The sequence below is a fragment of the Enterobacter cloacae complex sp. 302F9 genome (genome assembly GCF_050030335.1).
In the GTDB taxonomy this organism is placed as follows: domain Bacteria; phylum Pseudomonadota; class Gammaproteobacteria; order Enterobacterales; family Enterobacteriaceae; genus Enterobacter; species Enterobacter hormaechei_C.
Genome location: NZ_JBLGUC010000001.1, coordinates 2,965,625 through 2,989,544, shown reverse-complemented (window position 1 = coordinate 2,989,544; position 23,920 = coordinate 2,965,625). Strand labels below are relative to the sequence as shown.

At 56.3% G+C, this 23,920-nt stretch carries 30 protein-coding genes, 3 pseudogenes and 1 other annotated feature; of the genes and pseudogenes, 17 read left to right on the top strand and 16 right to left on the bottom strand.

The genetic code is table 11. The annotated features are described in order from the left end of the window. Positions 1-5 precede the first annotated feature (5 nt). From hisIE to hisL, 9 genes are all read right to left on the bottom strand, one after another. A complete protein-coding gene (gene hisIE / locus ACQG0T_RS14540; RefSeq protein WP_023314451.1) occupies positions 6-617 on the bottom strand; it encodes a bifunctional phosphoribosyl-AMP cyclohydrolase/phosphoribosyl-ATP diphosphatase HisIE in 612 nt (203 codons plus the stop codon). Beyond that, positions 611-1,387 carry an imidazole glycerol phosphate synthase subunit HisF gene (hisF, locus tag ACQG0T_RS14535; RefSeq protein ID WP_271040349.1) on the bottom strand — a complete coding sequence of 259 codons (777 nt, stop codon included), beginning with the start codon at positions 1,385-1,387 and terminating at the stop codon, positions 611-613. The genes hisIE and hisF overlap by 7 nt, the downstream gene beginning before the upstream one ends. Further along, the gene (gene hisA / locus ACQG0T_RS14530; RefSeq protein ID WP_033487305.1) at positions 1,369-2,106 is read right to left on the bottom strand and encodes a 1-(5-phosphoribosyl)-5-[(5-phosphoribosylamino)methylideneamino]imidazole-4-carboxamide isomerase; all 738 of its coding nucleotides are present in this window, start codon (positions 2,104-2,106) and stop codon (positions 1,369-1,371) included. The genes hisF and hisA overlap by 19 nt, the downstream gene beginning before the upstream one ends. Further along, positions 2,106-2,696: an imidazole glycerol phosphate synthase subunit HisH gene (gene hisH, locus ACQG0T_RS14525; protein ID WP_015572396.1), complete on the bottom strand. Its 591-nt coding sequence runs from the start codon at positions 2,694-2,696 to the stop codon at positions 2,106-2,108. Before hisH ends, hisA begins: the two co-directional genes overlap by 1 nt. Beyond that, positions 2,696-3,763 carry a bifunctional histidinol-phosphatase/imidazoleglycerol-phosphate dehydratase HisB gene (gene hisB / locus ACQG0T_RS14520; RefSeq protein ID WP_023294993.1) on the bottom strand — a complete coding sequence of 356 codons (1,068 nt, stop codon included), beginning with the start codon at positions 3,761-3,763 and terminating at the stop codon, positions 2,696-2,698. Before hisB ends, hisH begins: the two co-directional genes overlap by 1 nt. After that, positions 3,760-4,821: a histidinol-phosphate transaminase gene (hisC, locus tag ACQG0T_RS14515; RefSeq protein WP_017693107.1), complete on the bottom strand. Its 1,062-nt coding sequence runs from the start codon at positions 4,819-4,821 to the stop codon at positions 3,760-3,762. Before hisC ends, hisB begins: the two co-directional genes overlap by 4 nt. Further along, the gene (gene hisD / locus ACQG0T_RS14510) at positions 4,818-6,122 is read right to left on the bottom strand and encodes a histidinol dehydrogenase (RefSeq protein WP_252051157.1); all 1,305 of its coding nucleotides are present in this window, start codon (positions 6,120-6,122) and stop codon (positions 4,818-4,820) included. Before hisD ends, hisC begins: the two co-directional genes overlap by 4 nt. A 5-nt stretch (positions 6,123-6,127) precedes the next feature. Further along, on the bottom strand, positions 6,128-7,027 hold the full coding sequence (gene hisG, locus ACQG0T_RS14505) for an ATP phosphoribosyltransferase (RefSeq protein WP_000886595.1): 900 nt from the start codon (positions 7,025-7,027) through the stop codon (positions 6,128-6,130). Between the two features lie 45 nt (positions 7,028-7,072). Next, positions 7,073-7,196 (bottom strand) — a sequence feature (His leader region). Further along, complete coding sequence (gene hisL / locus ACQG0T_RS14500) at positions 7,172-7,222, bottom strand: his operon leader peptide (RefSeq protein WP_099516347.1); 51 nt, start codon at positions 7,220-7,222, stop codon at positions 7,172-7,174. Its footprint overlaps the feature before it by 25 nt. Before the next feature lie 172 nt (positions 7,223-7,394). Here hisL and ACQG0T_RS14495 point away from each other — a divergent pair, with 172 nt between their 5' ends. The 4 genes from ACQG0T_RS14495 to ACQG0T_RS14480 all read left to right on the top strand — a co-directional run bounded on the left by ACQG0T_RS14495 (position 7,395) and on the right by ACQG0T_RS14480 (position 10,820). Beyond that, entirely contained in the window at positions 7,395-8,219 is an 825-nt protein-coding gene (locus ACQG0T_RS14495; RefSeq protein WP_017383300.1) for an SDR family oxidoreductase, read from the top strand. 41 nt (positions 8,220-8,260) lie between these two features. Then, positions 8,261-9,190: a LysR substrate-binding domain-containing protein gene (locus tag ACQG0T_RS14490; RefSeq protein WP_426723811.1), complete on the top strand. Its 930-nt coding sequence runs from the start codon at positions 8,261-8,263 to the stop codon at positions 9,188-9,190. 219 nt (positions 9,191-9,409) lie between these two features. Then, the gene (yoeI, locus tag ACQG0T_RS14485; RefSeq protein WP_099458931.1) at positions 9,410-9,472 is read left to right on the top strand and encodes a membrane protein YoeI; all 63 of its coding nucleotides are present in this window, start codon (positions 9,410-9,412) and stop codon (positions 9,470-9,472) included. After that, on the top strand, positions 9,462-10,820 hold the full coding sequence (locus tag ACQG0T_RS14480; RefSeq protein ID WP_006811203.1) for an APC family permease: 1,359 nt from the start codon (positions 9,462-9,464) through the stop codon (positions 10,818-10,820). Before yoeI ends, ACQG0T_RS14480 begins: the two co-directional genes overlap by 11 nt. Before the next feature lie 121 nt (positions 10,821-10,941). On the opposite strand, the gene sbcB is transcribed toward ACQG0T_RS14480, so the two are convergent. Next, positions 10,942-12,366 (bottom strand): exodeoxyribonuclease I, encoded by a 1,425-nt coding sequence (sbcB, locus tag ACQG0T_RS14475; protein ID WP_271040348.1) that lies wholly within the window; start codon positions 12,364-12,366, stop codon positions 10,942-10,944. A gap of 181 nt (positions 12,367-12,547) precedes the next feature. Between sbcB and ACQG0T_RS14470 the strand changes: the two genes are divergently transcribed. Beyond that, entirely contained in the window at positions 12,548-13,726 is a 1,179-nt protein-coding gene (locus tag ACQG0T_RS14470) for a tyrosine-type recombinase/integrase (protein ID WP_271040347.1), read from the top strand. On the opposite strand, the gene ACQG0T_RS14465 is transcribed toward ACQG0T_RS14470, so the two are convergent. The 6 genes and pseudogenes from ACQG0T_RS14465 to ACQG0T_RS14440 form a co-directional block, all read right to left on the bottom strand. Continuing rightward, on the bottom strand, positions 13,707-13,898 hold the full coding sequence (locus ACQG0T_RS14465) for a helix-turn-helix transcriptional regulator (protein ID WP_114191335.1): 192 nt from the start codon (positions 13,896-13,898) through the stop codon (positions 13,707-13,709). The genes ACQG0T_RS14470 and ACQG0T_RS14465 overlap by 20 nt on opposite strands. A gap of 10 nt (positions 13,899-13,908) precedes the next feature. Further along, positions 13,909-14,109 carry a hypothetical protein gene (locus tag ACQG0T_RS14460; protein ID WP_271040346.1) on the bottom strand — a complete coding sequence of 67 codons (201 nt, stop codon included), beginning with the start codon at positions 14,107-14,109 and terminating at the stop codon, positions 13,909-13,911. Positions 14,110-14,491: 382 nt separating this feature from the next. Further along, a pseudogene (locus tag ACQG0T_RS14455) lies at positions 14,492-14,764 on the bottom strand (DUF550 domain-containing protein); the annotation flags it as partial. A 57-nt stretch (positions 14,765-14,821) separates the two neighbouring features. Continuing rightward, positions 14,822-15,061, bottom strand: a complete 240-nt coding sequence (locus ACQG0T_RS14450) for a DUF4222 domain-containing protein (RefSeq protein ID WP_105322439.1) — start codon at positions 15,059-15,061, stop codon at positions 14,822-14,824. Further along, positions 15,039-15,536 (bottom strand): class I SAM-dependent methyltransferase, encoded by a 498-nt coding sequence (locus ACQG0T_RS14445; RefSeq protein ID WP_271040345.1) that lies wholly within the window; start codon positions 15,534-15,536, stop codon positions 15,039-15,041. The genes ACQG0T_RS14450 and ACQG0T_RS14445 overlap by 23 nt, the downstream gene beginning before the upstream one ends. Then, positions 15,536-15,691 (bottom strand): annotated as a pseudogene (locus tag ACQG0T_RS14440) (TraR/DksA C4-type zinc finger protein); the annotation flags it as partial. The pseudogene ACQG0T_RS14440 and the gene ACQG0T_RS14445, both read right to left, overlap by 1 nt. Before the next feature lie 75 nt (positions 15,692-15,766). Here ACQG0T_RS14440 and ACQG0T_RS14435 point away from each other — a divergent pair. The 12 genes and pseudogenes from ACQG0T_RS14435 to ACQG0T_RS14380 form a co-directional block, all read left to right on the top strand. Further along, positions 15,767-16,753, top strand: a complete 987-nt coding sequence (locus ACQG0T_RS14435) for a phage minor head protein (RefSeq protein ID WP_271040822.1) — start codon at positions 15,767-15,769, stop codon at positions 16,751-16,753. After that, positions 16,750-16,950, top strand: coding sequence for a hypothetical protein (locus ACQG0T_RS14430; protein WP_271040343.1), 201 nt, complete (start codon positions 16,750-16,752; stop codon positions 16,948-16,950). Before ACQG0T_RS14435 ends, ACQG0T_RS14430 begins: the two co-directional genes overlap by 4 nt. A 12-nt stretch (positions 16,951-16,962) precedes the next feature. Beyond that, entirely contained in the window at positions 16,963-18,156 is a 1,194-nt protein-coding gene (locus tag ACQG0T_RS14425; RefSeq protein ID WP_271040342.1) for a DUF2213 domain-containing protein, read from the top strand. 3 nt (positions 18,157-18,159) lie between these two features. After that, positions 18,160-18,594: a hypothetical protein gene (locus ACQG0T_RS14420; protein ID WP_032619440.1), complete on the top strand. Its 435-nt coding sequence runs from the start codon at positions 18,160-18,162 to the stop codon at positions 18,592-18,594. Positions 18,595-18,603: 9 nt separating this feature from the next. Continuing rightward, complete coding sequence (locus ACQG0T_RS14415; protein WP_271040341.1) at positions 18,604-19,701, top strand: major capsid protein; 1,098 nt, start codon at positions 18,604-18,606, stop codon at positions 19,699-19,701. A gap of 9 nt (positions 19,702-19,710) precedes the next feature. Next, positions 19,711-20,076 carry a hypothetical protein gene (locus tag ACQG0T_RS14410; RefSeq protein ID WP_271040340.1) on the top strand — a complete coding sequence of 122 codons (366 nt, stop codon included), beginning with the start codon at positions 19,711-19,713 and terminating at the stop codon, positions 20,074-20,076. A 2-nt stretch (positions 20,077-20,078) separates the two neighbouring features. After that, positions 20,079-20,459 (top strand): DUF7370 family protein, encoded by a 381-nt coding sequence (locus ACQG0T_RS14405; RefSeq protein WP_205923700.1) that lies wholly within the window; start codon positions 20,079-20,081, stop codon positions 20,457-20,459. Further along, a complete protein-coding gene (locus ACQG0T_RS14400) occupies positions 20,459-22,030 on the top strand; it encodes a hypothetical protein (protein WP_416347456.1) in 1,572 nt (523 codons plus the stop codon). The genes ACQG0T_RS14405 and ACQG0T_RS14400 overlap by 1 nt, the downstream gene beginning before the upstream one ends. Beyond that, the gene (locus ACQG0T_RS14395; RefSeq protein ID WP_016245414.1) at positions 22,030-22,527 is read left to right on the top strand and encodes a hypothetical protein; all 498 of its coding nucleotides are present in this window, start codon (positions 22,030-22,032) and stop codon (positions 22,525-22,527) included. The genes ACQG0T_RS14400 and ACQG0T_RS14395 overlap by 1 nt, the downstream gene beginning before the upstream one ends. Beyond that, on the top strand, positions 22,527-22,997 hold the full coding sequence (locus ACQG0T_RS14390; protein ID WP_032648609.1) for a hypothetical protein: 471 nt from the start codon (positions 22,527-22,529) through the stop codon (positions 22,995-22,997). The genes ACQG0T_RS14395 and ACQG0T_RS14390 overlap by 1 nt, the downstream gene beginning before the upstream one ends. Positions 22,998-23,006: 9 nt before the next feature. Further along, complete coding sequence (locus ACQG0T_RS14385) at positions 23,007-23,399, top strand: NlpC/P60 family protein (protein WP_271040339.1); 393 nt, start codon at positions 23,007-23,009, stop codon at positions 23,397-23,399. Further along, positions 23,386-23,904 (top strand): annotated as a pseudogene (locus ACQG0T_RS14380) (phage tail protein); the annotation flags it as partial. The gene ACQG0T_RS14385 and the pseudogene ACQG0T_RS14380, both read left to right, overlap by 14 nt. Positions 23,905-23,920: the final 16 nt, after the last annotated feature.

Genomic DNA, 23,920 nt, shown 5'->3' with positions numbered 1-23,920 from the left:
TTTTTTTATTTATGCCGTTTCCGCAAATTCTCAATCACCGTAGTTAAATCCAGCTCCTGATCCTGAAGCAGCACCAGCAGGTGATACATCAAATCCGACGCTTCGTTCGTCAGCTCCTCACGGTCATGCACGGTGGCCGCCAGCGCCGTTTCAACGCCTTCCTCACCCACTTTCTGCGCAATACGTTTGGTGCCGCTGGCGTACAGCTTCGCCGTGTACGAGCTCTCGGGATCCGCTGATTTACGCTCTGCCAGCAGCTGTTCCAGCTGATAGAGGAACAGCCACTGGTGGCTCGTCTCGCCGAAGCAGCTGCTGGTGCCTTTGTGACAGGTCGGCCCAATCGGGTTGACCAGCACCAGCAGGGTGTCGTTGTCGCAGTCTGGCGTAATGCTGACCACATTCAGGAAGTGACCCGAGGTTTCCCCTTTCGTCCACAGGCGCTGTTTGGTGCGCGAGAAAAACGTCACCTTGCCGCTGTCGAGCGTTTTTGCCAGTGCCTCCTGGTTCATGTATCCCAGCATCAGCACTTCGCCTGAAACGGCATGCTGTACAACCACCGGCAGTAATCCGTCAGTTTTTTCCCAGTCCAGCTGCGCCTGTTGTTGCTCTGTTAACATACCCTGATCTCCACGCCCTGGTCGGCCAGGTACGTTTTTAACTCACCAATATTGATAATCTGTTTGTGGAACACGGAAGCGGCCAGCGCGCCGTCTACGTTCGCATCGCTGAAGGCTTCAAGGAAGTGTTCCATGGTGCCCGCGCCGCCGGAGGCAATCAGCGGAACCTGGCACACCGCGCGCACTTTTTTCAGCTGCTCGAGGTCGTAACCGTTGCGTACGCCGTCCTGGTTCATCATGTTCAGCACGATTTCACCTGCACCGCGTTTTTGTACTTCCTGCACCCAGTCCAGCGTCTCCCATTGGGTGACGCGCGTGCGGCTTTCATCGCCAGTGTACTGGTTAACGTGATATTTGCCCGTCGCGGTATCAAACCAGGTGTCGATCCCCACGACAATGCACTGCACGCCAAAGCGGTCCGCCAGACGCGTAATCAGCTCCGGATCTGCAAGCGCAGGGGAGTTAATCGAAATTTTGTCCGCACCGAAAGAGAGAATTTTCGCCGCATCGTCAGCAGATTTAATCCCGCCCGCCACGCAGAAGGGAATATCAATCACCTCTGCCACGCGCGCCACCCAGCTTTTGTCCACCACGCGGCCATCGCTGGAGGCGGTGATATCGTAAAATACCAGTTCGTCTGCGCCTTCTTCGGCATAACGTTTTGCCAGCGGAACGATGTCGCCAATGATCTCGTGGTTGCGGAACTGCACGCCTTTTACAACCTGACCATCACGCACGTCCAGGCAGGGAATTATCCGTTTTGCCAGCATTGAATCGCCTCCTTAACCGTAAATTTGCCTTCCAGCAGCGCGCGACCCACAATCACGCCGCGTACACCGGTTCCGCGCAGAGCGGTGATATCCGCCAGGTCGCCGATACCGCCAGAGGACTGAAACGCCACCTGCGGATAACGCGCGCAAACCTCTTCATACAGCGAGACGTTAGAGCCTGCGAGCGTACCATCGCGTGAAATATCCGTGCACAGGACGTGCTTCAGCCCTACGGGGAGATACATCCCGACCAGCTCTTCCAGCGTTACGCCGGAGTTTTCCTGCCAGCCGCTGACCGCGACCTGCTTGTTACCCTGCGCGTCAATGCGCACATCCAGCGCCAGCACCAGCGCATCCGCACCGAAGCGGCGGAACCAGCCCTTGACACTCTCAGGATCTTTCACAGCGGTCGAACCGACTACCACGCGCGCCACGCCCGCGTCCAGTAAGGCGGCAACATCGGCTTCCGTACGCACGCCGCCGCCCACCTGCACCGGGACGTCCACGCCAGCCACCAGTGTTTTAAGCAGCGGGATCTGGCGTTTGGCCGGATCTTTCGCGCCGGTCAGATCGACCAGATGCAATACCTCAGCGCCCTCCGCGGCGTAAGCCTGTAACCGCGGCAGCGGATCGTTGCCGTAGTCGCGCTGCTGCCCGTAATCGCCCTGGTGGAGACGAACAACCGTGCCGTCAATTAAATCTAAAGCGGGAATTATCATCACATCTCCAGGAAATTTTTCAGCAGTTGCGCACCGGCGGCGCCGGAGCGTTCCGGGTGAAACTGCACGCCGTAAAAGTTATCTTTCTGCACGGCGGCGGTGAACGCCTCGCCGTAATTGCACTGGGCGATGGTGTAGGCATTCACGGGCATGGCGTAGCTGTGAACAAAATAGAAGTACGCGCCGTCTTCAATACCCTGGAACAGCCTGTTGCCCGCCTTCGGATAAACGCGGTTCCAGCCCATGTGCGGCAGCGGCAGGCCGTGGTCGGTCATTTTCGGCACGTCTTCTTCAATAATGCCCAGCAGATCAACGCCGTTGCTCTCTTCGCTGCGGCGGCCAAGCAGCTGCATGCCGAGGCAAATGCCCAGCACCGGCTGAGTACAGGCTTTGATGAGATCTACCAGCTCGCGCTCATGGATCTGATCCATCGCCGCCTGGGCGGTGCCAACGCCCGGCAGAAAGAGTTTATCCGCACGCAGCACCACGTCCGGGTCGCGGCTCACCACCGGCTCGTAGCCGTGGCGCATAATCGCCGACTGTACGGAGTTCAGATTGGCGCATCCGGTATCCAGAATCACCACGTTCATTACAGCACTCCTTTCGACGAGGGCAGGGCGTCACCTTCCACGCGGATCGCCTGGCGCAGGGTACGGCCAAAGGCTTTGAACAGGCTCTCGACGCGGTGGTGATCGTTTTTGCCTTTGGTTTTCAGGTGCAGCGTCAGGCCCATGGTGTAAGAAAGCGAGCGGAAGAAGTGTTCCACCATCTCGGTGCTGAGATCGCCCACGCGCTGGTAGGTAAAGTCGGCTTTGTATTCAAGGTGCGGACGCCCGGAGATATCCATCGCGCAGCGCGCCAGGCACTCGTCCATCGGCAGAACAAAGCCGAAGCGGTTGATACCGCGCTTGTCGCCGAGCGCCAGCTTCAGGGCTTCGCCCAGCGCCAGGCCGGTATCTTCCACGGTGTGGTGATCGTCGATATACAGGTCGCCCTTAACGGTGATCTCCATGCGGAAGCCGCCGTGAGTGGCGATTTGATCCAGCATGTGGTCAAAGAAACCGACGCCGGTGTGGATCTTGCTGCCGCCTTCGCGGTCCAGCCAGACCTTCACGTCGATCTGCGTCTCTTTGGTGTTGCGTTCAACGTGGGAATAGCGGTCGCGTCGGGTGAGCTGCTCGCCAATCATTGCCCAGTTTAGCGTGTCGCGGTTATAGCGCAGGCCCGCAATGCCCATGTTGTCCGCCAGCGTGATATCCGTGACGCGATCGCCGATCACATAGCTGTTGGCTTTATCCAGCGCCTCTTCCGCCAGATAACGTTCAACAAGCTTCACTTTTGGCTTGCGGCAGTCGCACTCGTCGGCAGGCATATGCGGGCAGATCAGCACTTCGTCGAAGGCGATGCCCTGCGAGGTCAGCACCTGCATCATCAGGTTGTGCGGGCCGTCAAAGTCTCCCTGCGGGAAGCTGTCGGTGCCCAGACCGTCCTGGTTGGTGATCATCACCAGCTTATAGCCTGCTTTCTGAAGCTTCAGCAGCACCGGGATCACATCGGGTTCAAAGGCCAGCTTGTCGAAACGATCGACCTGAAAATCGCTGGGTGGCTCCGAGATGATGGTGCCGTCACGATCGATAAAGAGATACTTCTGACTCATACTTTCTCCGCTTTCAGGGCGTCAATCACGCGCTGGCTCTCTGCACGGGTGCCGACGGTAATACGCAGGCAGCCGCTCAGGGTAGGTTGTTTATTCTGGTCTCGTAAGATAATGCCCTGATCCCACAACGATTTAAATATCGCGCTTGAGGCGGTGAAGCGCACCAGGATGTAGTTGGTTTCCGAGTCGAACACCTGCTCCACGCACGGAATCGTTTTAAGGGCATCGACAAGATACTGACGCTCTTCCAGGATCTGCGCCACACGCTCGCGCATCGCGCTGATGCCCTGCGGGGCCAGCGCCTGTGCCGCAATATCGGCAACCGGCGTTGAGAGCGGATACGGGGCAATCACTTTCAGCAGCAGGTCGATAACCGCTTTATTCGCCAGCGTAAATCCACAGCGAAGGCCGGCGAGGGCGAAGGCTTTGGAAAGGGTACGCAGCACAACGAGATGCGGATACTCCTCAAGCCAGCCTGCCAGCGTCGCCTGCGGGCAGAACTCAATATAGGCTTCATCAGCGACGACCAGGGCCTTGCCGCGCGTCATCTCCAGCAGGGTGCGGATATCCTGCGGATGAATAATCTGCCCGGTGGGGTTGTTCGGGCTACAGACAAATACCACCTTCACGCCGTCAAGGTTATCAGCGATGCCCTGCAAATCCAGCTGCCAGTTGTCGAGCGCCTGCACGTTGCGGCAGGCCACGCCAAAGGTTTCGGCGCTCACGCTGTACATCCCGTAGGTGGGCTGGCAGTACATCACCGCGTCTTTACCCGGCTCACAGAAGGCGCGGATCAGCAGCTCAATCCCTTCATCAGCCCCACGGCTGACCAGCACCTGCTCAGGCTTCACGCCTGCATACTGGGCATAGTTCTCGATCACCGCTTTCGGCTGACACTCCGGGTAGCGGTTCAGCGTCTGCTGCGAGAGCTCAAAGGCCACCGCCGTGGGATATTCGTTGGCATTCAGCCAGACGTCGCCGTTCCCGCCCAGACGACGCGCAGACTGATAGGGCGTCAGGCGACGGACATTTTCGCGGGCTAATTCTTCGATGTTCATGCTTGCTCCTTCAGGGCGGCAACGCGCAGCGTCACGGCATTTTTGTGGGCAGTCAGGCGCTCGGCGGCGGCCAGGGTTTCAATGGTCGACGCCAGCGAGGCAAATCCCTCGCGGGAGAGTTCCTGCACGGTCATGCGCTTCTGGAAATCCGCCAGCCCCAGGCTGGAGCAGGTTGAGGTATAGCCATACGTCGGCAGCACGTGGTTGGTGCCGGAGGCGTAATCCCCGGCGGATTCCGGTGACCAGTCCCCGAGGAACACTGAGCCTGCGCTGGTTATGCTGTCGACCAGATCGCGCGCGTTGCGGGTCTGAATAATCAGGTGCTCAGGACCGTACTGGTTGGAGATGGCGATGCACTGGTCAAGATCGCGGGCCACAATCAGGCGGCTGGCGGATAGCGCCTGACGCGCCGTTTCCGCACGCGGCAGGTCAGCCAGCTGACGCTCAACGGCGTCGCCCACGCGTTTTGCCATGTCGGCATCTGGCGTCAGTAAAATCACCTGCGAGTCAGGGCCGTGCTCGGCCTGCGAGAGCAGGTCAGAGGCCACGAAATCCGGTGTAGCGCCGCTGTCGGCAATCACCAGCACTTCAGACGGACCGGCAGGCATATCAATCGCCGCGCCGTCCAGACGCTGGCTGACCTGGCGCTTCGCCTCGGTCACGTAGGCATTGCCCGGGCCAAAGATTTTGTCGACCTTAGGAATGGATACTGTTCCGAACGCCAGGGCAGAAATCGCCTGCGCACCGCCCACTTTATAGATCGCCTGCACGCCGCACAGCTTCGCCGCGTACAGGATCTCATCGGCGATCGGTGGCGGAGAGCAGAGCACCACCTTCTGACAACCGGCAATACGTGCCGGGGTGGCCAGCATCAGGACGGTCGAAAACAGCGGGGCAGAGCCGCCAGGAATATAGAGGCCGACGGACGCCACCGGGCGCGTCACCTGCTGGCAGCGTACGCCGGGCAGGGTTTCCACATCCACCGCCTGCAATTTCTGCGCGGTGTGGAAGGTATCAATATTTTTCACCGCGACGGCCATCGCCTGTTTGATGTCATCACCCAGACGATTGCTGGCATCAATGATTTCCTGCTCGGTAACCTGTAACGCGTCGACCTCAGTTTTATCAAACTTCGCGCTGTACTCGCGCAGCGCATCGTCCCCGCGGGCTTTGACGGTATCGAGGATCTCCGCCACGGTGCGGGTGATGCTCTCCGAGGCAGAAATTGCCGGGCGCATCAGCAACTCGCGCTGTTGCGCGTCGCTACAGGTATTCCAGTCGATGATTGTGTTAAAGCTCATGGTCGTTACTCCATCATCTTCTCAATTGGCAGCACCAGAATGGAACTTGCGCCCAGCGCCTTCAGTTTTTCCATGGTTTCCCAGAACAGGGTTTCGCTGCTGACCATGTGCATCGCCACGCGCTGCTGGTCGCCCGCCAGCGGCAGAATGGTTGGACGCTCAGCGCCCGGCAGCAGGGCAATCACTTCGTCCAGGCGCTCGGTCGGCGCATGCATCATGATGTATTTGGATTCACGCGCCTGAATCACGCCCTGAATGCGGGTCAGCAGCTTGTCGATGAGCTGCTGTTTGGCGTCGGCCATCTCGCCGTCGCGCTGAATCAGGCAGGCTTTGGAGCGGTAGATCACCTCCACTTCGCGCAGGCCGTTCGCTTCGAGCGTGGCGCCGGTGGAGACGAGGTCACAGATGGCATCGGCCAGGCCCGCACGCGGCGCCACTTCAACGGAGCCGTTCAGCAGACAGGATTTAAACTGCACGCCTTTTTGATCGAGGTAACGCTTCAGCAGGTGAGGGTAAGAGGTGGCGATACGTTTGCCGTTCAGCGCGGCCGGGCCGTCCCAGGCTTCATCGACCGGCGTAGCCAGCGACAGGCGGCAGCCGCCAAAGTCCAGACGACGCAGGGTAAAGTAGCGCGGATCTTCGCCCTGCGCGCGGCGGGTTAATAACTCTTCTTCCAGTACGTTTTCGCCGATGATGCCGAGATCAACGACGCCATCCATCACCAGGCCCGGGATATCGTCATCACGTACGCGCAGAATGTCGATCGGCATATTTTCAGCCAGGGCGATCAGGCGCTGGGTGTGCAGGTTGATTTTAATCCCGCAGCGGGCCAGCAGTTCGCGTGAATCGTCGCTTAAACGGCCTGATTTTTGAATAGCTATGCGTAAACGTGAGTTATCTAACATTCTGTGTTCCTCGTTAACCTGTTTTAACCTGTCTGAATGCGGTCCAAAAAAAAGCCCCCGGAAGAAGATCTTCCGGGGGCTTTTTCATGCGTTCATGCACCACTGGAAGATCCAAACGTCTTCCAGCACACATCGCCTGAAAGACTAGTCAGGATGATGGTGATGATGGTGGTTTTTAAAAGGAACGCGTGTCATATAAATTCTCGTTGAATGCTTATGCATTTGATGTCTTTTAACCTAAACCAGTTGTACGCCATAAAGCAAGGGCTTTTTTTGATCATTAATTCATTTCATATTGATGGTATGAATTGTGCGTTCCACCAGGCTGGCGTAGCCTTATAACAGGCATCGTTAAGCGGAGAATGTAATGAAAAAGGTCGCGATTGTCGGGTTAGGATGGTTAGGAATGCCACTGGCGATGTCATTAGCCGCGAAAGGCTGGCAGGTGACAGGGAGTAAGACCACCCGAGATGGGGTTGAAGCGGCACGCATGTGCGGCATTGATGGTGTCGAGCTGCGTCTCGAACCCGAGCTTATCTGCGATACCGACGAGCTGGATGAACTGATGAATGTGGACGCGCTGGTCATTACCTTACCGGCGCGGCGCAGCGGCCCGGGTGAGTCTTTTTACTTGCAGGCGGTGCAGGAGATTGTCGACAGCGCCCTGGCGCACCATATCCCGCGTATCATTTTCACCAGCTCCACCTCCGTCTATGGCGATATCGACGGTACGGCGAAAGAAAACACCGAGCGCCGTCCGGTGACCGCCAGCGGCCGGGTACTGAAAGAGCTGGAAGACTGGCTGCACAATCTGCCTGGCACGCAGGTGGATATCTTACGTCTGGCCGGGTTGGTGGGGCCGGGGCGTCATCCGGGGCGCTTCTTTGCCGGTAAATCTGCGCCGGATGGCCAGCACGGGGTTAATCTTGTGCATCTTGAGGATGTTATCGGTGCAATTGAACTGCTTTTGCAGGCTCCGAAAGGGGGGCACATCTATAATATATGTGCGCCTTCGCATCCGCCGCGCAGTACCTTTTATCCGCTGATGGCGCGCCAGCTGGGCCTGGCGCCGCCGGTATTCAGCGAGGCGCAGGGGGAACGCAAAGGCAAAATTATTGATGGCAATCGTATTTGCCATGAACTGGGATTTGAATATCAGTATCCCGATCCGCTGGTTATGCCCATGGAATAATTGCGCCGGCGGAGACAATCGCACACCGCAAGGGGGCGAAGATGAAACCGCTGCTGGATGTTCTTGTTATTCTGGATGCGCTGGAAAAAGAGGGGAGCTTTGCCGCCGCCTCGGCGAAGCTCTATAAAACCCCTTCGGCTCTGAGCTACACCGTGCAAAAGCTCGAGAGCGATCTTAATATCCAAATCCTTGACCGCACCGGGCATCGCGCGCGTTTCACCCGTACAGGGCAGATGCTGCTGGAAAAAGGGCGTGACGTGCTGCATACGGTTCGCGAGCTGGAAAAACAGGCCGTCAAACCTCACCAGGGCTGGGAAAATGAACTGGTGATTGGGGTTGATGATACATTCCCTTTCTCCCTGCTTACCCCGCTTATTGAGGCGTTCTATCAGCGCCACAGCGTCACCCGGCTGGTTTTTATCAATGGCGTGCTGGGCGGTTCCTGGGAGGCCCTGACGCAGGGCAGGGCGGATATCATCGTTGGGGCGCTGCATGAGCCTCCCCAGTTGAGCGAATTTGGTTTTGCGCGGCTCGGTGTTCTGGAGCAGGTTTTTGCCGTTGCGCCTCATCACCCGCTGGCGAATGAACCGGAGCCTGTTACCCGACGCGTCATTAAAAACTATCGCGCCATTGTGGTTGGAGACAGCTCTCGCCCCGAATGCGGCATTTCATCGCAGCTGCTGGATGAGCAGGAGGCCATCACCGTTTTTGATTTTAAAACCAAGCTGGAGCTGCAAATAAGCGGCCTGGGGTGCGGTTACCTTCCCCGTTATTTAGCGCAGCGGTTTATTGACAGCGGAGCGCTGGTGGAGAAACAAGTTTTAGCGCAGAGCAGTAACGAATCGGTATGGGTGGGCTGGAATGAACAGACCGCCGGGCTTGCCAGTGCCTGGTGGCGAGACGAAATTTTAGCAAATAGTGCTATCGCCACAGTTTACGCTCAGGCAGATGATGGGAAATCAATCAGTTAGTAAAATTAATTTATGGGCAGGTTTCTCAATGTATTGCCTTTTGTATCTGGAATAGGGCAAAATGCCGCCGCTGCAAACAAATGAATAATCGACGATATAAAAGGCGTCGGTTATTTTTTTTTGCATGTACGAAACGAAACTAAAAACCAAGAGGCCGGGCTTCGTACCGGATAGATATTTACTAAAATCCGACAGTTGTTGTCGCTGAGGAAGAAAGAAATGGGGCAATTTTTCGCTTACGTGGCGGTTATCACCGTAAAGGAGAATAACTATGTCGCATAACGCAACTCCAAACACCTCTCGCGTGGAATTACGTAAAACGCTTACGTTGATTCCGGTTGTTATGATGGGCCTTGCCTATATGCAACCGATGACGCTGTTCGATACATTCGGTATCGTATCAGGCCTTACTGACGGTCACGTTGCAACGGCGTACGCCTTTGCGCTGGTCGCCATCCTCTTTACAGCGCTGAGCTACGGTAAACTGGTTCGCCGTTTCCCGTCCGCAGGCTCTGCGTACACCTATGCTCAGAAATCCATTAGCCCGGCGGTTGGCTTTATGGTGGGCTGGTCATCACTGCTGGACTACCTGTTCATGCCGATGATCAACATTCTGCTGGCAAAAATTTACTTCGAAGCGCTGGTGCCTTCCGTGCCGTCGTGGATCTTCGTTGTGGCGCTGGTGGCCTTTATGACCATCTCTAACCTGCGCAGCATCAAGACCGTGGCTAACTTCAACACCCTGATTGTGATCCTTCAGATGGGGATTGTTGCGGTTATCGTTGGGCTGATCATCTACGGCGTTTCCCACGGGGAAGGCGCAGGTACGCTGACCAGCACCCGTCCGTTCTGGTCTGAAGGCGCGCACGTAGTGCCGATGATCACCGGTGCGACTATCCTGTGCTTCTCGTTCCTGGGCTTCGACGGTATCTCTTCTCTGTCTGAAGAGACCAAAGACGCTGAGCGCGTGATCCCGAAAGCGATTTTCCTGACCGCGCTGATTGGCGGCCTGATCTTCATTGGTGCGTCTTACTTCTTACAGCTGTACTTCCCGGATATCTCTCGCTTTAAAGATCCGGATGCATCACAGCCTGAAATTATGCTGTACGTGGCGGGTAAAACCTTCCAGTGGGGCGTGCTGATCTTCTCCAGCGTCACCGTACTGGCTTCCGGTATGGCTGCGCACGCGGGCGTTTCTCGTCTGATGTACGTGATGGGCCGTGACGGTGTGTTCCCAACCCGCTTCTTCGGTTACGTGCATCCTAAATGGCGTACCCCGGCGTGGAACGTGCTGCTGGTGGGCGCTATTGCCCTGCTGGCGATTAAATTCGACCTGGTAACGGCCACGGCGCTGATTAACTTTGGTGCGCTGGTGGCGTTCACCTTCGTTAACCTCTCCGTGATTTCGCAGTTCTGGATCCGTGAGAAGCGCAACAAGACGCTGAAGGACCACATCAACTATCTGGTGCTGCCAGTGTGTGGTGCCCTGACGGTGGGCGCCCTGTGGATCAACCTGGAAGAGAGCTCAATGGTTCTGGGTCTGATCTGGGGTGCAATCGGTCTGATTTACCTGGCTTGCGTGACCAGAAGCTTCCGCAACCCGGTTCCTCAGTACGAAGACGTCGCGTAAGACTGTGTCGGGTGACGGCTATGCTCAACCCGACCTACAGTTTCGTAGGCCGGGTAAGCGTTAGCGCCACCCGGCAAAAAAAAGCCGGAGACATCGCCTCCGGCTTTTTTGTACCCGCTACTCAGACAATTTCTTGCGCATACTGGAACAGCGCTTTCAGCAGCGCCTGCTTCTCAGCATTCCCTTCATACTGACCGTAAAGCATCTCCAGCTCCTGGGCGTAGCTATTAAGAAACTCCGGCGTAAACACGTTGCGCCGATGCTGTAACCAGCGTTCCTGCTCTGCTTCATCCAGCGTGCCGGGATAGTTGCGCGCGCGATAATTAAACATCAGCTTCTCAATGCGCTTATCTGCGAAGGTGATATCCAGCGCGGGCAGGTTACGCGGGTCAGTTTGCAGCACGATATTCATCGCCGCGCGATCGGCGTCGCTGAAGAAGCCGTTATAAAGCTGCGCATCCACATTCTCAGACGGCACGAACGGCTCTGCTTCGGCAAAAATGGCGACGACTTTCTCGCGCACATGCGGGTTGTCGCGCAGCACTTTCAGGTTATCGAGGCAGTGCTGACGGTTAATCCCCAGCCGGTCGGCGTCTTCCGGGCGCAGCGTGTTGGCCTGCGCCAGCACCGGGCACTTATTGATGTGCACCAGTTTTACCGGTACGGCTGGCAGGTCACCCAGCGCCTCTTTCGGCGTATAGAGCCGTTCACGTAAGGTGTCGCTGTCGAGCTCAAGCAGCGGGGAGATATCTCCGGCGAGATCCACCATGATGACGGCGTTACGGTTGTCCGGATGCCAGGCAAGCGGCGCCACCCAGCTTGTATTCCCGCGCCACGCACCGAACATCCCTGAAATATGCACCAGCGGTTTCATCTGCGGCACGTCAATTAGCGTCATCAGCTTTTGCTTGCTGCGATGGCTCAACAGATACTCAAACAGGCGCGGCTGCGCGGTTTTTACAAGTTTCGCCATAGCGATGGTCGCGTAAACGTCTGCCATCGCGTCGTGGGCGTTGCTGTGCTCAATGCCGTTGGCCCGCGTCAGGTGCTCGAGCCTGAAGCTCGGCAAGCCGTCGTCGTTCTCCGGCCAGTTAATCCCCTCCGGGCGCAGCGCATAGCAGGCGCGCATGATATCCAGCAAATCCCAGCGTGAATTACGGTTCTGCCAGCTCCAGGCATACGGATCGTAGAAGTTGCGGTAGAAGATATTGCGCGTCACTTCATCGTCAAAACGGATGTTGTTATAACCCAACACGCAGGTATTGGGCACCGTGAACAGGTCGTGGATGCGACGGGCAAATTCTGCTTCGCTAACGCCTTTATCCCGCGCTTCCTGAGGCGTGATGCCCGTTACCATCACCGCGCCCGGCTGCGGCAGATAGTCATCGGCGGGCTTACAGTAAAACACCTCGGGTTCGCCAATGACGTTAAATTCGTCATCGGTTCGGATAGCCGCAAACTGCGCCGGTCGGTCCAGCGCCGGATGGGTGCCAAAGGTTTCGTAATCGTGGAAAAGGAAGGTAGGTTGTTTATCTGTGTCTGCCATTGTCTAATATTGTCCACAATAGTTAATTAACTGCCTGTTATCACTCGAAAAACAACCCTTTTCTCACCTGAGTTTGTCCACGAACGTTAAATATAGTTGTTTACTGTGTCTTGATGTCCATGTGATATTGCGTACCAGAAGTGTACCAAACCACTATTTCTGAGCGTACCAAATATTATTTATGGCTATCAGCGACACAAAACTGCGTACCATTCATGGTAAACCATATTCGGGCCCACAAGAAGTGGCTGATGCCGATGGCCTCAGCGTGCGCATTTCCCCGAAAGGGGTCATCCAGTTCCAGTACCGGTATCGCTGGCATGGTAAACCTAATCGACTTGGCATAGGCCGTTACCCGTCAGTATCGTTGAAGGATGCAAGGCAGATCACCTCTGACCTGAGGAACCTATATTTCTCAGGAGTGGATCCTCGTACCTACTTCGAAGAGAAGGCAGAGAACTCTATGACGGTTGCTCAGTGCCTGGACTACTGGTTCGACAATTACGTCATTACAACACTCAGAGAAAAGACCCAGGCACTATACCGATCAACGGTTATGAAGCGGATGCATGACGCTTTCCCGAATCGACCGGCATCCTCCATCAATGTGAAGCAGTGGGTAGATCTCCTCACAGAAGAGGAAAGGGATAATCCGCGCCGCGCGCGTCAGGTGCTCAGTCAGCTAAGATCGGCAATAAGCTGGTGCATGCGGCGTCAGGTGATAGATAGCTGCGCAATTATGAGCATCCAGCCAAGAGACTTTGGCTCTCGCGCTGCTGTTGGCTACCGCGTCCTGTCGTATAACGAGCTGGCTCAGATTTGGATGGCTATTGAAAGAAGCCGGGCGTCGACCTCAAACAAACTTCTCCACCAGATGCTGATGCTGTGGGGGGCGAGGCTCTCAGAACTGAGGCTGGCAACCAAGAACGAATTTGACCTGCTGGACAACGTCTGGACCGTGCCGAAAGAGCACAGCAAGATGGGCAACGTCATCCGCCGCCCTATTTTCGAACAGATTCAGCCTTTCCTCGAAAAGGCCATGACAACTTACAATGATGTGCTTTTCCCCGGGGAGGACATAAACGAACCGATCAGCATTGCTGCCGCCAACCGGTTCGTAAATCGAATAAGGGGAGGGATGGACCTTGGATACTGGCGAACCCACGACTTCAGGAGGACGCTGGTAACAAGGCTGTCTGAAATGGATGTCGAGCCCCATGTTACTGAGAGGATGCTCGGGCATGAACTTGGCGGGGTAATGGCGGTGTATAACAAACACGACTGGATTGAGGCTCAGCGCAAAGCGTATGAACTTCACGCTGATAAGCTGTTCTGGCACATCAGGAACATTTCTGGTTAACGCCACCATTTAGGATCCATCCATCAACAGCTTCCCGCAGATACGCTTTCGGGTGGGTCCTGACTGGCTTCGGAAACCCGTGCCGGTTAGTGTAGTTCCAGATTGTCTGTCGTGATGAAACCCCAAGCTTGCTCATCACTTCTTTTTCTGGAATCAGGCTGGTGTCGGTCATTATGATCTCCTTACGCCAATGTCTTATACATGCGCGGACCATCGATGGAGGACGCGCGTAATTCGTTTTCCGCGTGCACTGAATAATTTCCGTCATCCCAACGCACCCAGGCCTTCGGGTGATCTCCTTCCGGCTCCAGTTGGCTATCCACCACGCCTTGTATACCGCCGGTCTTCTTCTGGACTAATGCGCCCACATTAAAAGCAGCCATTGCACACCTTCCGGTTCGTGAAGAAATGAGATGAGAGCGCCCAGCGCCATAAGTGCGGCGATGAGCCAGATAACGGGATTACCTTGCATCTCTCACCTCTTTGTAAATGGCGTGAGTTTCGATGCAGGATTTGAAGGCCAGTGCGCCAGATAGGAAGTGATACCAACTTCCATCTGCATATAGCATCAGATATGCAGCGCAGAATGCAGTAATGCCAGGGCGGAGAATCAGCATAATTAGAAAGCCAATCCACTTCGGAAGAGTTATTTGCATGGTGAACTCCCAAAAAGAAGCCCGGCGCAGGAACCGGGCAAAAGGGATGACGTTGCAGTGCTTTCGCACCTAATAGCCAGCTCATAACTGGCTATCAGTTGCGTCATGGTTTGATGTGAAGACGCGGCTCACCGTCTTTCGGTTCCGGCCAGTGGCGGGTCATGTTCACCTTCAGCTTTTCTTCCAGCGCCTCGGTGATTTGCTCATCGGTGATACCGGCGCGCCGCTGCGCGTCCCATAGCAGGAACTGCATATCAGCCCATTCGCTGAGGTCGCCGGGATCGGCGGCAGCTTCCAGCGCCTCTTTCGAAAGGTGCTTCAGCGGTCCGATGGGGCCGACATTACCGAAGGTCTTTTCTGACCATTCAGCGTGGCGCCGCCGGATCAGGTTTCTGGTGAACTGTGATTTCTTCGATTCGTAAGGTTTCACGCTCTCTCCTCATGCCGCGCGCTGGGCGCGCAGCTTCTTCAGGTGCTCTGCTGTTTCGATTTCTTCGGCGATCCGCTCGGCCTGTGCTTTGGTCAGCGGCTCGAAATCCTGGTTAAAGCGGCCCATGCTGGCGATACAGGTGCGACCGTTGCGGATGTAGTGGATTACTTCGTGGGTAGAGCGGAGGATTTTGCAGGGCGCGCCGTGGGGATCGGCGTACCAGGTATTAGGCTGGATTATCCTGAACATTTGGACCACCTTTGACGAAAATCACCCAGTGGGTTTTATCTGACTTACCGGTGCGCTGCCAGATGACCGGCTTCTCGTCGGTAAGCGCCAGAATATTGCTTACCGGGATCTGCGTTTCGTTCCATTTGAAGATGAGCACACCGTGTGGCCACAACACCCTGAACGCTTCGGCAAAGCCTGCACGCAAATCATCGCGCCATGTTTCTTTGTTAAGCCGCCCATACTTTTTCCCCATCCATGCGTTATCACCGACACGCTCGAGGTGCGGCGGATCGAACACGACGACAGGGAAAGTGTTATTGGCAAAGGGGAGGGCGCGGAAATCAGCAATAAGGTCCGGACTAATTACCAGTTGGCGACCGTCACAAAGCTCATGTTGCTCTGCGCGGATGTCACTGAACACCGCGCGCTCGTCCTGCTTGTCGAACCAGAACATGCGCGACCCGCAGCACATATCTAAAATTGCCTGCTGCATTACAGCCCCCTCTGCTTATTCTTAAGCTCGATGACGCCCTGGCACTCAGCGCACGTCTGACAGCCGGGAACGGCAGCGCGGCGCGGCTCGGGAATTGGTTCGTCGCATTCTTCACAATGCTCAGCTGATACGGCATTACGGTCGATGCGGTGAGCTGGAGCCTCGCAAGGTCGTGTCGCCACCTAACCCTGATGTAAAGCAAACCGATAAGGATCCGCTGACAGATGATGATGACAGCGCAAACCAGAATCGGGACGCCAATCGTACCGCGCAATAAAGCTGACCCGACGCAATCATCGCGGCAGGTCAGTCGGATGTTCAACGTTATCGAAGATCGGTATCTGAACATTAAGCGCAGGCTGAAGGCACTCTTTGACCAAAGGCTGACAGGACAGCAGCGAGAGGCGAACGCACAGCGGTCATGGATGATGTGCAACAACGAAGGTGCAGAGCCTTCGCTGTATCAGGTCAATGCCGGTAAGTTCATCTATGACATGACAGCTGCTGAACTGGCCGACCTGCTCCAGGTGGTGCAGTCGATTCTGGATGATGAGCTTCTTGAAGGCGGCAGTCAGAACCTGTGGGCGATGGACTACGTCATTGCGGAATATGACCGCGGCACGCTAAACGCCTTCACCAACCTGTCGGTTCAGTCGCAGGTGTACGCCAGTCAGACGACGCTACAGCAGCTTTTAAGCAGCCCACGCTACCTGAACCAGATTGCGGCGGCCAGGCTGACAACGTTCAGTGACTGGAAGGTCATCAGCGACACCGCCCGCGGCGACCTGACAAACATCATCACCGATGCGGTAGCGCGCGGCGTGAATCCCCGCGAGACAGCCAGCGTAATCAGTAAGCGCCTCGATGTGTCCATGTCGAAAGCGAAAAACATCGCTCAGACCGAGCAGGTCGGCGCGCTGAGGCAGGCGCAGTGGAACGAAACGGACTGGGCCGCTGACCGGCTTGGGCTGAACACCGGCCTGCTGTGGCTGTCAGCGCTCAAGCCTACGACGCGCACCTGGCACGCCAGCCGTCACGGCAAGGTTTACACCACAGAAGAGGTACGCGACTTCTACGCAGAGAACGGCAATCGGTATAACTGCTATTGCGGCCAGATCCCGGCGCTGCTCAATGACGACGGCAGCATCTTCAACGAGGGGCTTGCGGATAAGCTGAAAAAAGAGCGCAAACAATGGACTACTAAGGAGGCTGAGTGAGCAACCCTATTCCGAGAGAAGCGCCGAGAGATATCAACCATGGCCGCCTGTTCACTGAATCGCAAATCAGAGCCGCTTTCGTGAAGTGGCGCGATGACTATAAGCACAACCCTGATGCTTATCAGGATGGCGACTCCACCGACGGAGAAGCTTGTGCTGATTACCTGATTCAGGTGATGACCGAAAACTCCCACTAACGAGGACCCAGCATGAAACGCAACCGCGTTAACGTGCTGACCGTCGTCAACTCCGCTTCAAACATCACAACTGAAACCATCGACGGCAAGCCACATATCGTGGTTCGCGGCATCACGCCTGTCGTGGACGATATCGTGATGAACCGGAAGTTGTACCCGGCAGCAGAAATCGAAAAGGCCTACAACACGCTCGAGCGTAACCCGATGCCGCTGGGCCACCCGAAAGTGGACGGCAAGCATGTGTCGGCGCGAGATGTCCGGGCGGTGAACGAGTACCACGTCGGTGCATGGCTACAGAACGTCAGCCACAAAGACGGCAAAGTGACGGGTGATATGTACGTTAACCGCCAGTACGCCGAATCCAGCGAGAAGGGTAAGCGCCTGATTAATCGCCTGGATGAGATGCTGGCCGGTACCAACTCCGACCCGATCCATATCTCCACCGGCCTGCTGTATTCCGGTATCGCCGCCAACGGCGAGTCGAAGGGCAAAAAGTACAACGAGATCGCCACCAACATGATGTTTGACCATGTGGCGGTGCTGCTTGATGAGCCCGGCGCCGGTACGCCGGAGGAGGGCGTGGGCATCTTCGTTAACGCCGAGGGTGATGAACTCGAAATCGAGGTCGTTAATCTCGAAGAGTCCGCTACCCCAGACCAGCAAGACCCCGCATTCAAAACATTTTTCAACCAGCTAAAGGCGTTTTTCGGCGCCAACAGCGATTCAACCCAGAAGGAAACAGACCCGATGAAAGAGCTCATCGTTAATGCGCTGAAGGCCAAAGGTAAATCGGTTGACGGTAAAACCGATGCCGAACTGATGGACGCATATAACCAGATGTTGGCAGAAAACTCCGACAGCAAAGAAGAAACGCCTGAAGAGAAGGCCGCACGTGAGAAGAAAGAAGCGGATGACAAGAAGGCTAAAGAGCAGGCCACGAACAGCGAAGAGATGCCAGTGTGGGCGCAGAAACTCGCCGATCGCGTGGATGTCGTTTTCAACAGCCTGAACGCTAATGCCGACAAAGAGAAAGGCGAAAAGCGCGCGGCTGTGAAGTTGGCGATGAACATGAGCGATGACGAAGTCGCAGACCTGGACGGTAAGGCGCTCGACGCTATGTATGCCAAGTGCCAGACATCTTTCGGCCTGAACGGTACGTTCCGCCAGGCTACCAACACCCAATCAGTCAGCGAAATGCCGGAGTAAAAAATGGCTAAAGACGGAAAGCATATCATCCACGCCGGCGGCGTGTTCCCTAATCCGCTGCTTAACCGTGAAGGCGCGGCCGCGGCATCTACTCCGCCGGGTACCATTGGCTTCTTCAGTGCAGCGGACAAGTTCACTGCCTCTGTGGATGGCAATGAGGCTGCAATTCTGTATGTGGCCAACAAAGACTATCTGCGCTGCCTGTCAGTGGACGACGCTATCCCTGCTGGCGAGCTTGTCGTAGGTATTCAGCCTCTGCCGGGCATGTTCCTCAACGTTCGTGCCGAAGCCGGCACCTACACCAAGGGACAGGCGCTCTCTATTGCAAACGGTCGAGTCAAGGTGGCTGCTGGCGATGAGTCAGTGCGCTGCTACGTCGAGGAAGACAAATCATACACAGCGGCGGCAGGCGATCTGCTTCGTGTCGTAATCAAATAAGGAGCGGATATGTTTGTATTCTCCAAGTCTATCGGTGAAAAGACCGGTAACCTCGCGGTAAATCAGGCGCAATGGCGCGCTCTTGAAATTGAGCGAAACGCCAGTGCTCAGGCAGCAGCGGATTTCTTGGCGCGCACTCAGTTCCGTGGCGATGCAGAAAACGCTCCTTATCTCGATGCGGTGAACGCAGCTGACGATATTCGTCGCCTGTATCGCGCTTTCGACACAACTGTTCTTCAGCAGTTCGAGCCGAATACCGAGTTCACTCTGCTGAACGATCTAATGCCGCTTTCTCGCTCCGTTCGAATCGAACAGTCTCGTTACGACTACGCTCGTACCGGTGGCCGCGGCTGGGCTCACACTTCCATGTCCGGACAGGTCGGCGCGGCACTCGATGCTCGTAGCTATTCCTTCGATGGCACCATGGTGCCTATCCACGACTCGGGCTTTAAGTTCGAATGGCGTGATCCAATCTTCAACAGCCCGCAGGCATTGCAGTCGCAGGCTGATGCGCAGCGTGGTTCGGTTGAAGGCGTTCAGCGTCGTTACGTTGACTACATCTTCAACGGCTTCCGCGACAAAGCTGGCAACTTCGCAGTGTTTGACGGTCTGACCTGGAAAGGGTTGCGTGACGATGAGCGCGTAGCGCAGATCGACCTTGGCGCTTCAGGCCTGAACATCGATTTTACCTCTGGCACAGCAACGTCTCAGGACATCCGCGCTGGCGCAATCGCACTGCGTGATCAGATGCGCCGCGTGAACAACCAGTATGCAGAGCAGACCTGGTACGTATCCGGTGAAATCATCTCCAACCTGGAACGCTATTTCTCCGACAACTTCCAGTCCGGAACGATCATGGATGAAATCCTGAAACTGACCGGTGTAGCGGCGATTAAAGAAGACAGCCAGCTCACAGGTAACGAAATCGTCATCGTTCCACTGAGTGCAGGCGTCATCGCTCCAATCGTCGGCCAGGCTATCGGTACCGTCGCATCTCCGCGTCCGGAGTACAACAGCGACTACATCTGGCGCACCTGGGGTGCAATGGGGTTGATGGTCAAGCAGGACATCAACAACAAATACTCCGTAATTCACGCATCAAGCTAAGGATAAATCATGGCACTGGTAGAAATCGTGGCAAGTAACCTGCACGCCGGTGCCAACCTCCGCAAACTGGAGGTTGGTTCCGTGGTAGAGGTAGACGATGAAACGGCAAAGCGCTGGATCAGCACTGGCAAGGCGAAGGAGACCGATAAGAAGAAAGGCGAGAAGCTTGCCTTCGAAGTGGCTACGCCGTCATCGCCGTCAGGCGATCTGTCTGTCCTGCAAAAGCAACTCGCCGACGCACTGGAGCAGAACCAAAAGCTAATCGCCGATGGTGAAGCTAAAGACAAGGCTCATGCCGACGCGCTGGCAGCAGAAACAAAACGCGCTGACGAAGCCGAAACCGCACTGGCAGAAGCAATCAAAAAGGCGAAATAACCATGGCTGACCCAATCACAGCGGCAGACGTGCAGGCGTTCCTCGGTGAATTGGGTTACTCCATCCCGGGTGCGCTGCTGGAGCCGATTCTCTGCGTGGTAAACAAGATCATCCCGTGCCTCGATGGCGCGGGGTATGACGAGTGCACCGCGAAGCTGATCCTGATGTATGCAGCCGCGCTCATGGCTACGTCTTCTGGCGCGCGCCGCATCAAGTCACAGGGTGCGCCTTCTGGCGCGTCCCGTTCGTTTGAATATGGCGACGACAGCATTACCTGGCTGCGAGACTCGCTGGCCCGGCTAGATACCAGCGGCTGCACCGATGAGTTGCCGATCAGCGCTGGTAATAGTGTCGGTCTGTTCATGGTGGTCGGAGGCTGCTGATGACGTACAAATCAGTTAACCAGGCAACAGGAGCCAGCAATGGCCTGGTTGCGGTTATCGACTCAATGACTGCTGCGCTCGACCGGCTGGTGGGTAAAGCGGCGTCGGCAGATGCTCAGATATCGGATCTGAACAGCACCGCTGAAATGTTTACCCGCCGCGCGCGCACCTGGTCATGGCTTGGGCTTGATGGCTGGGAGGCGCAAAACAAATCGCTGGCCGGGCTGAGTAATAAAGCCGCCATGCTGGTTGGCGACCTGGCCGCTGTTTCCAAAGCATCGCAGACCGCGGCTAACACAAAGCCGATCGAGATAAAAACCACGGCAACGACCACCGGGAGCAAGTCGAAAGGTGGAGCGTCAGCCGCTAAGAAAGAAGCGGATCAATACGCTAAAGCGCAGGAAACCGTTAACCAAAAACTGGACGAGCTGAGGCAGAAGGCCGAGCTGTCAGCTGGCAGTGTCGGGGAGCTGTCCAGGGCGCAGGCCGTGCTTAATGCGCAACAGTCTCTCGGCAACACAGCCACGCAGGAACAACTTCTGCTGGCCGGCCAACTGGCAGGTAAAGCTTGGGACAATGCCAACGCATTGCGTGAGCAGGCTAAGGCTGAACGGGAGCGCACAGAGGCAGCCAATAAGTTCAGCACCATCCAGGGAAAAACCAGTAAAACTGCCGGGCTGGATAGTCAGTATCAGAAAGACATTGCTGATATCCAGCTTTACGCCCAGCTTTACCCGCAGAAGATCGGGGAGGCTGAGGCAGCGCGTGCAGCTATCGAGCAGCAGTATCGTGATCAGCGTAACGCTGCGATGTGGGAAGAATGGGCGCAACAGAACGCGGCCACTCAGGCAGCGGCGGCGGCTTTCGACTCTCTCGGTTCTGTGGCAAGTAACGCGCTGACTGGCATTGTCACCGGAAGTATGTCAGCCAGCGATGCAATGCGCAGCATCGGGATGACCGTGCTGAACAGCGTGGTCAACTCGTTCGTTCAGATGGGCATTGAGTGGGTTAAGTCGGCCATTATGGGCCAGACGGCCACTACTGCGGCGGTTGCAGCATCCACCACCGCACAGGCAGCAGGCATCGCAACCACGACGGCGACTTCGACGGCAGCGGCAGCGGCTACTACGGCGGCATGGACTCCTGCGGCCATCATGTCCTCCGTGGCTTCATTCGGTGGCGCAGTAGCTATTGGCCTTGGCGCGATGGCTGGCATCCTGGCACTGTCAGGCAAACGCAAGAACGGCGGGCCTGTCTCGGCTGGGGGGATGTATCAGGTAGGCGAAGGCGGCATGCCGGAGATTTACCAGGCCAGTACCGGAAAGCAGTACATGATACCAGGCGACAATGGCAGGGTGATAAGCAACAAGGAGATGACTGCTGGCGGCGGAGGGGTAGTTATCAACATCCAGAACTACACGTCATCGTCCGTTGATGCACAGGCTGGCACTGATGCAAATGGTGGGCTTACCGTCGATGTCATTGTTGCAGACCTGAACAACGGCGGGCCAATCAGCAGCGGTATAACCAGTAACTTCAATGTTAAACGCACGCCAAGGGGGCAGGGCTGATGCCAATTATCGACTATCCCGACTGGCTGCCGCTGGCGCAGAAGGCCAGCAAAAACATGACTCTCGATACCGGGTTCCAGACCGATCAGCCAGCGGTCGGCCCGGCTATCTTCGAGAATCAAACCGACGACCTGAAAGTGACCTGGTCGCTGACGTGGATCTTCACTCTGGCCCAGGAACGCGCTTTCCAGCAGTGGCTACGCAGCCCGAACTATCTCAACCGGGGACTGAACTGGTTCCGTATGAATATCAATCTGGGCGGCAGTGGCCTCCAGTTGCAGGAGCTTCACTTCACGCAGATGCCGGTGCAAACCAGTATCGACGGCGGGGTGGTGACCTGGACGGGGACCGTTATTGCCAACCACCTGTACAACGCCGATGACGAGTTTGACGACATCATTGTTGAACTGCCGCCGCCGTGGGATTCGTGGCTGGATATCGTTGTCACGGGTTATCCGGACGGGCGCGATCCGGAATCACTACCGAGGGTGCCGTAATGCCGAGCTTCAGGGAGTATAAGCAGCAACGCCCGACGCGCGGACTGTACGACACAATCACGTTCTACCATCCATCCTTCGGCTATGTCCGCCTGGTCGATAAGCAGTTCTTCCCGAAGACGCTTGGCGGACAGACGTACACACCCGCCCGTTTTGAAATCGAAGAGAGCCAGCAGAGCGGTACGCCGGTGATCGACGCGACGGTGAAGTTAGGGCGGCTGTCGTCGGATATCAAAGCGCTGATGAAACAGTGGAAGGGTGCGGCCAGGCTGACTGCCATCACGGCCACGCGGCAGATATTCGACAGCGGCGATGTGTCGGTGCCGATTAAGTCGTGGCAGCTTTACGTCAAGACGGTCGATATCGATGCTGATGCCGCGTCTGTCACCCTGTCTGTGACCAACCCGCTCAATAATAATATTGGAAAATTATACGATCCCCGCGAATACACTGGACTCCAGTACCTATAAGGAATCCGCATGACTAAAGATGAATTTATCCGGCGGGTTATCGGCGTGCCGTGGTCTAACCGCGCCTGCTCCTTCGAAAAGACTGACTGCTGGGGATTGTGCGTGCTGTATTACCGTCACGTCCTCGGCATTGAGCTGCACCAGACGCCGGGCTACGAAGCCGGGGCTGACTTCTTCACCTGCTATCAGGGCGACGTCGTCTTCTGGCGCCAGGTCGATAAACCGATCGAAGGCGGGATATTCGTCGGGTACCGCGGCACGCAACCGGCACACGTTGGCCTGGTACTGAACCGGCAGGCGCTGCACTCGCGTGGAGAGAACGGAAGCGTGCGCATGGACTCGTTGCTGGTCATTCAGCGGGCATTCACCAAAGTGGAGTTTTTCGAATATGGCGCTGGTTGAGATATCGAATTTTCCAGGAACGCCTAAGCTGCGTTGCAGGGTGCCAAACGGCACCCTTTTTTATGACTGGCTGGCGGCCAATGACGCTACTTTCCACCGCGACCTGCTGATCGTCCGCAACGGCGTAAAGCTGGGTGACGATGATGAGCTGGCGTTTGAGTTGAGCGAGCTGGACCATATCCAGATATTCGACCAGCCAAAGGGCATTGTCGGCGACATCCTGAGCCCGATATTCAAAGTAGTTGGCCAGGTGTTTTCGTTCCTGGCGCCGAAGCCCGCTATAGCAAACAACGGCGGTAATACCGTCGACTCGCCCAACAATAGCCTGACCGGTCAGACAAATACCGCTCGCGTTTACAAGGCAAAGCCGGACATTTACGGGCAGATTCGTTCGTTCCCGGATCTGATTCAGGAGTCGGTATTCGAATACGTACACCAGACTTCCACAGACGGCGGCCTGAAGTACGTTACAGAGTGGATGTGCATCGGGATCGGCAAGTACGATTAGAGGAGCTGGACAG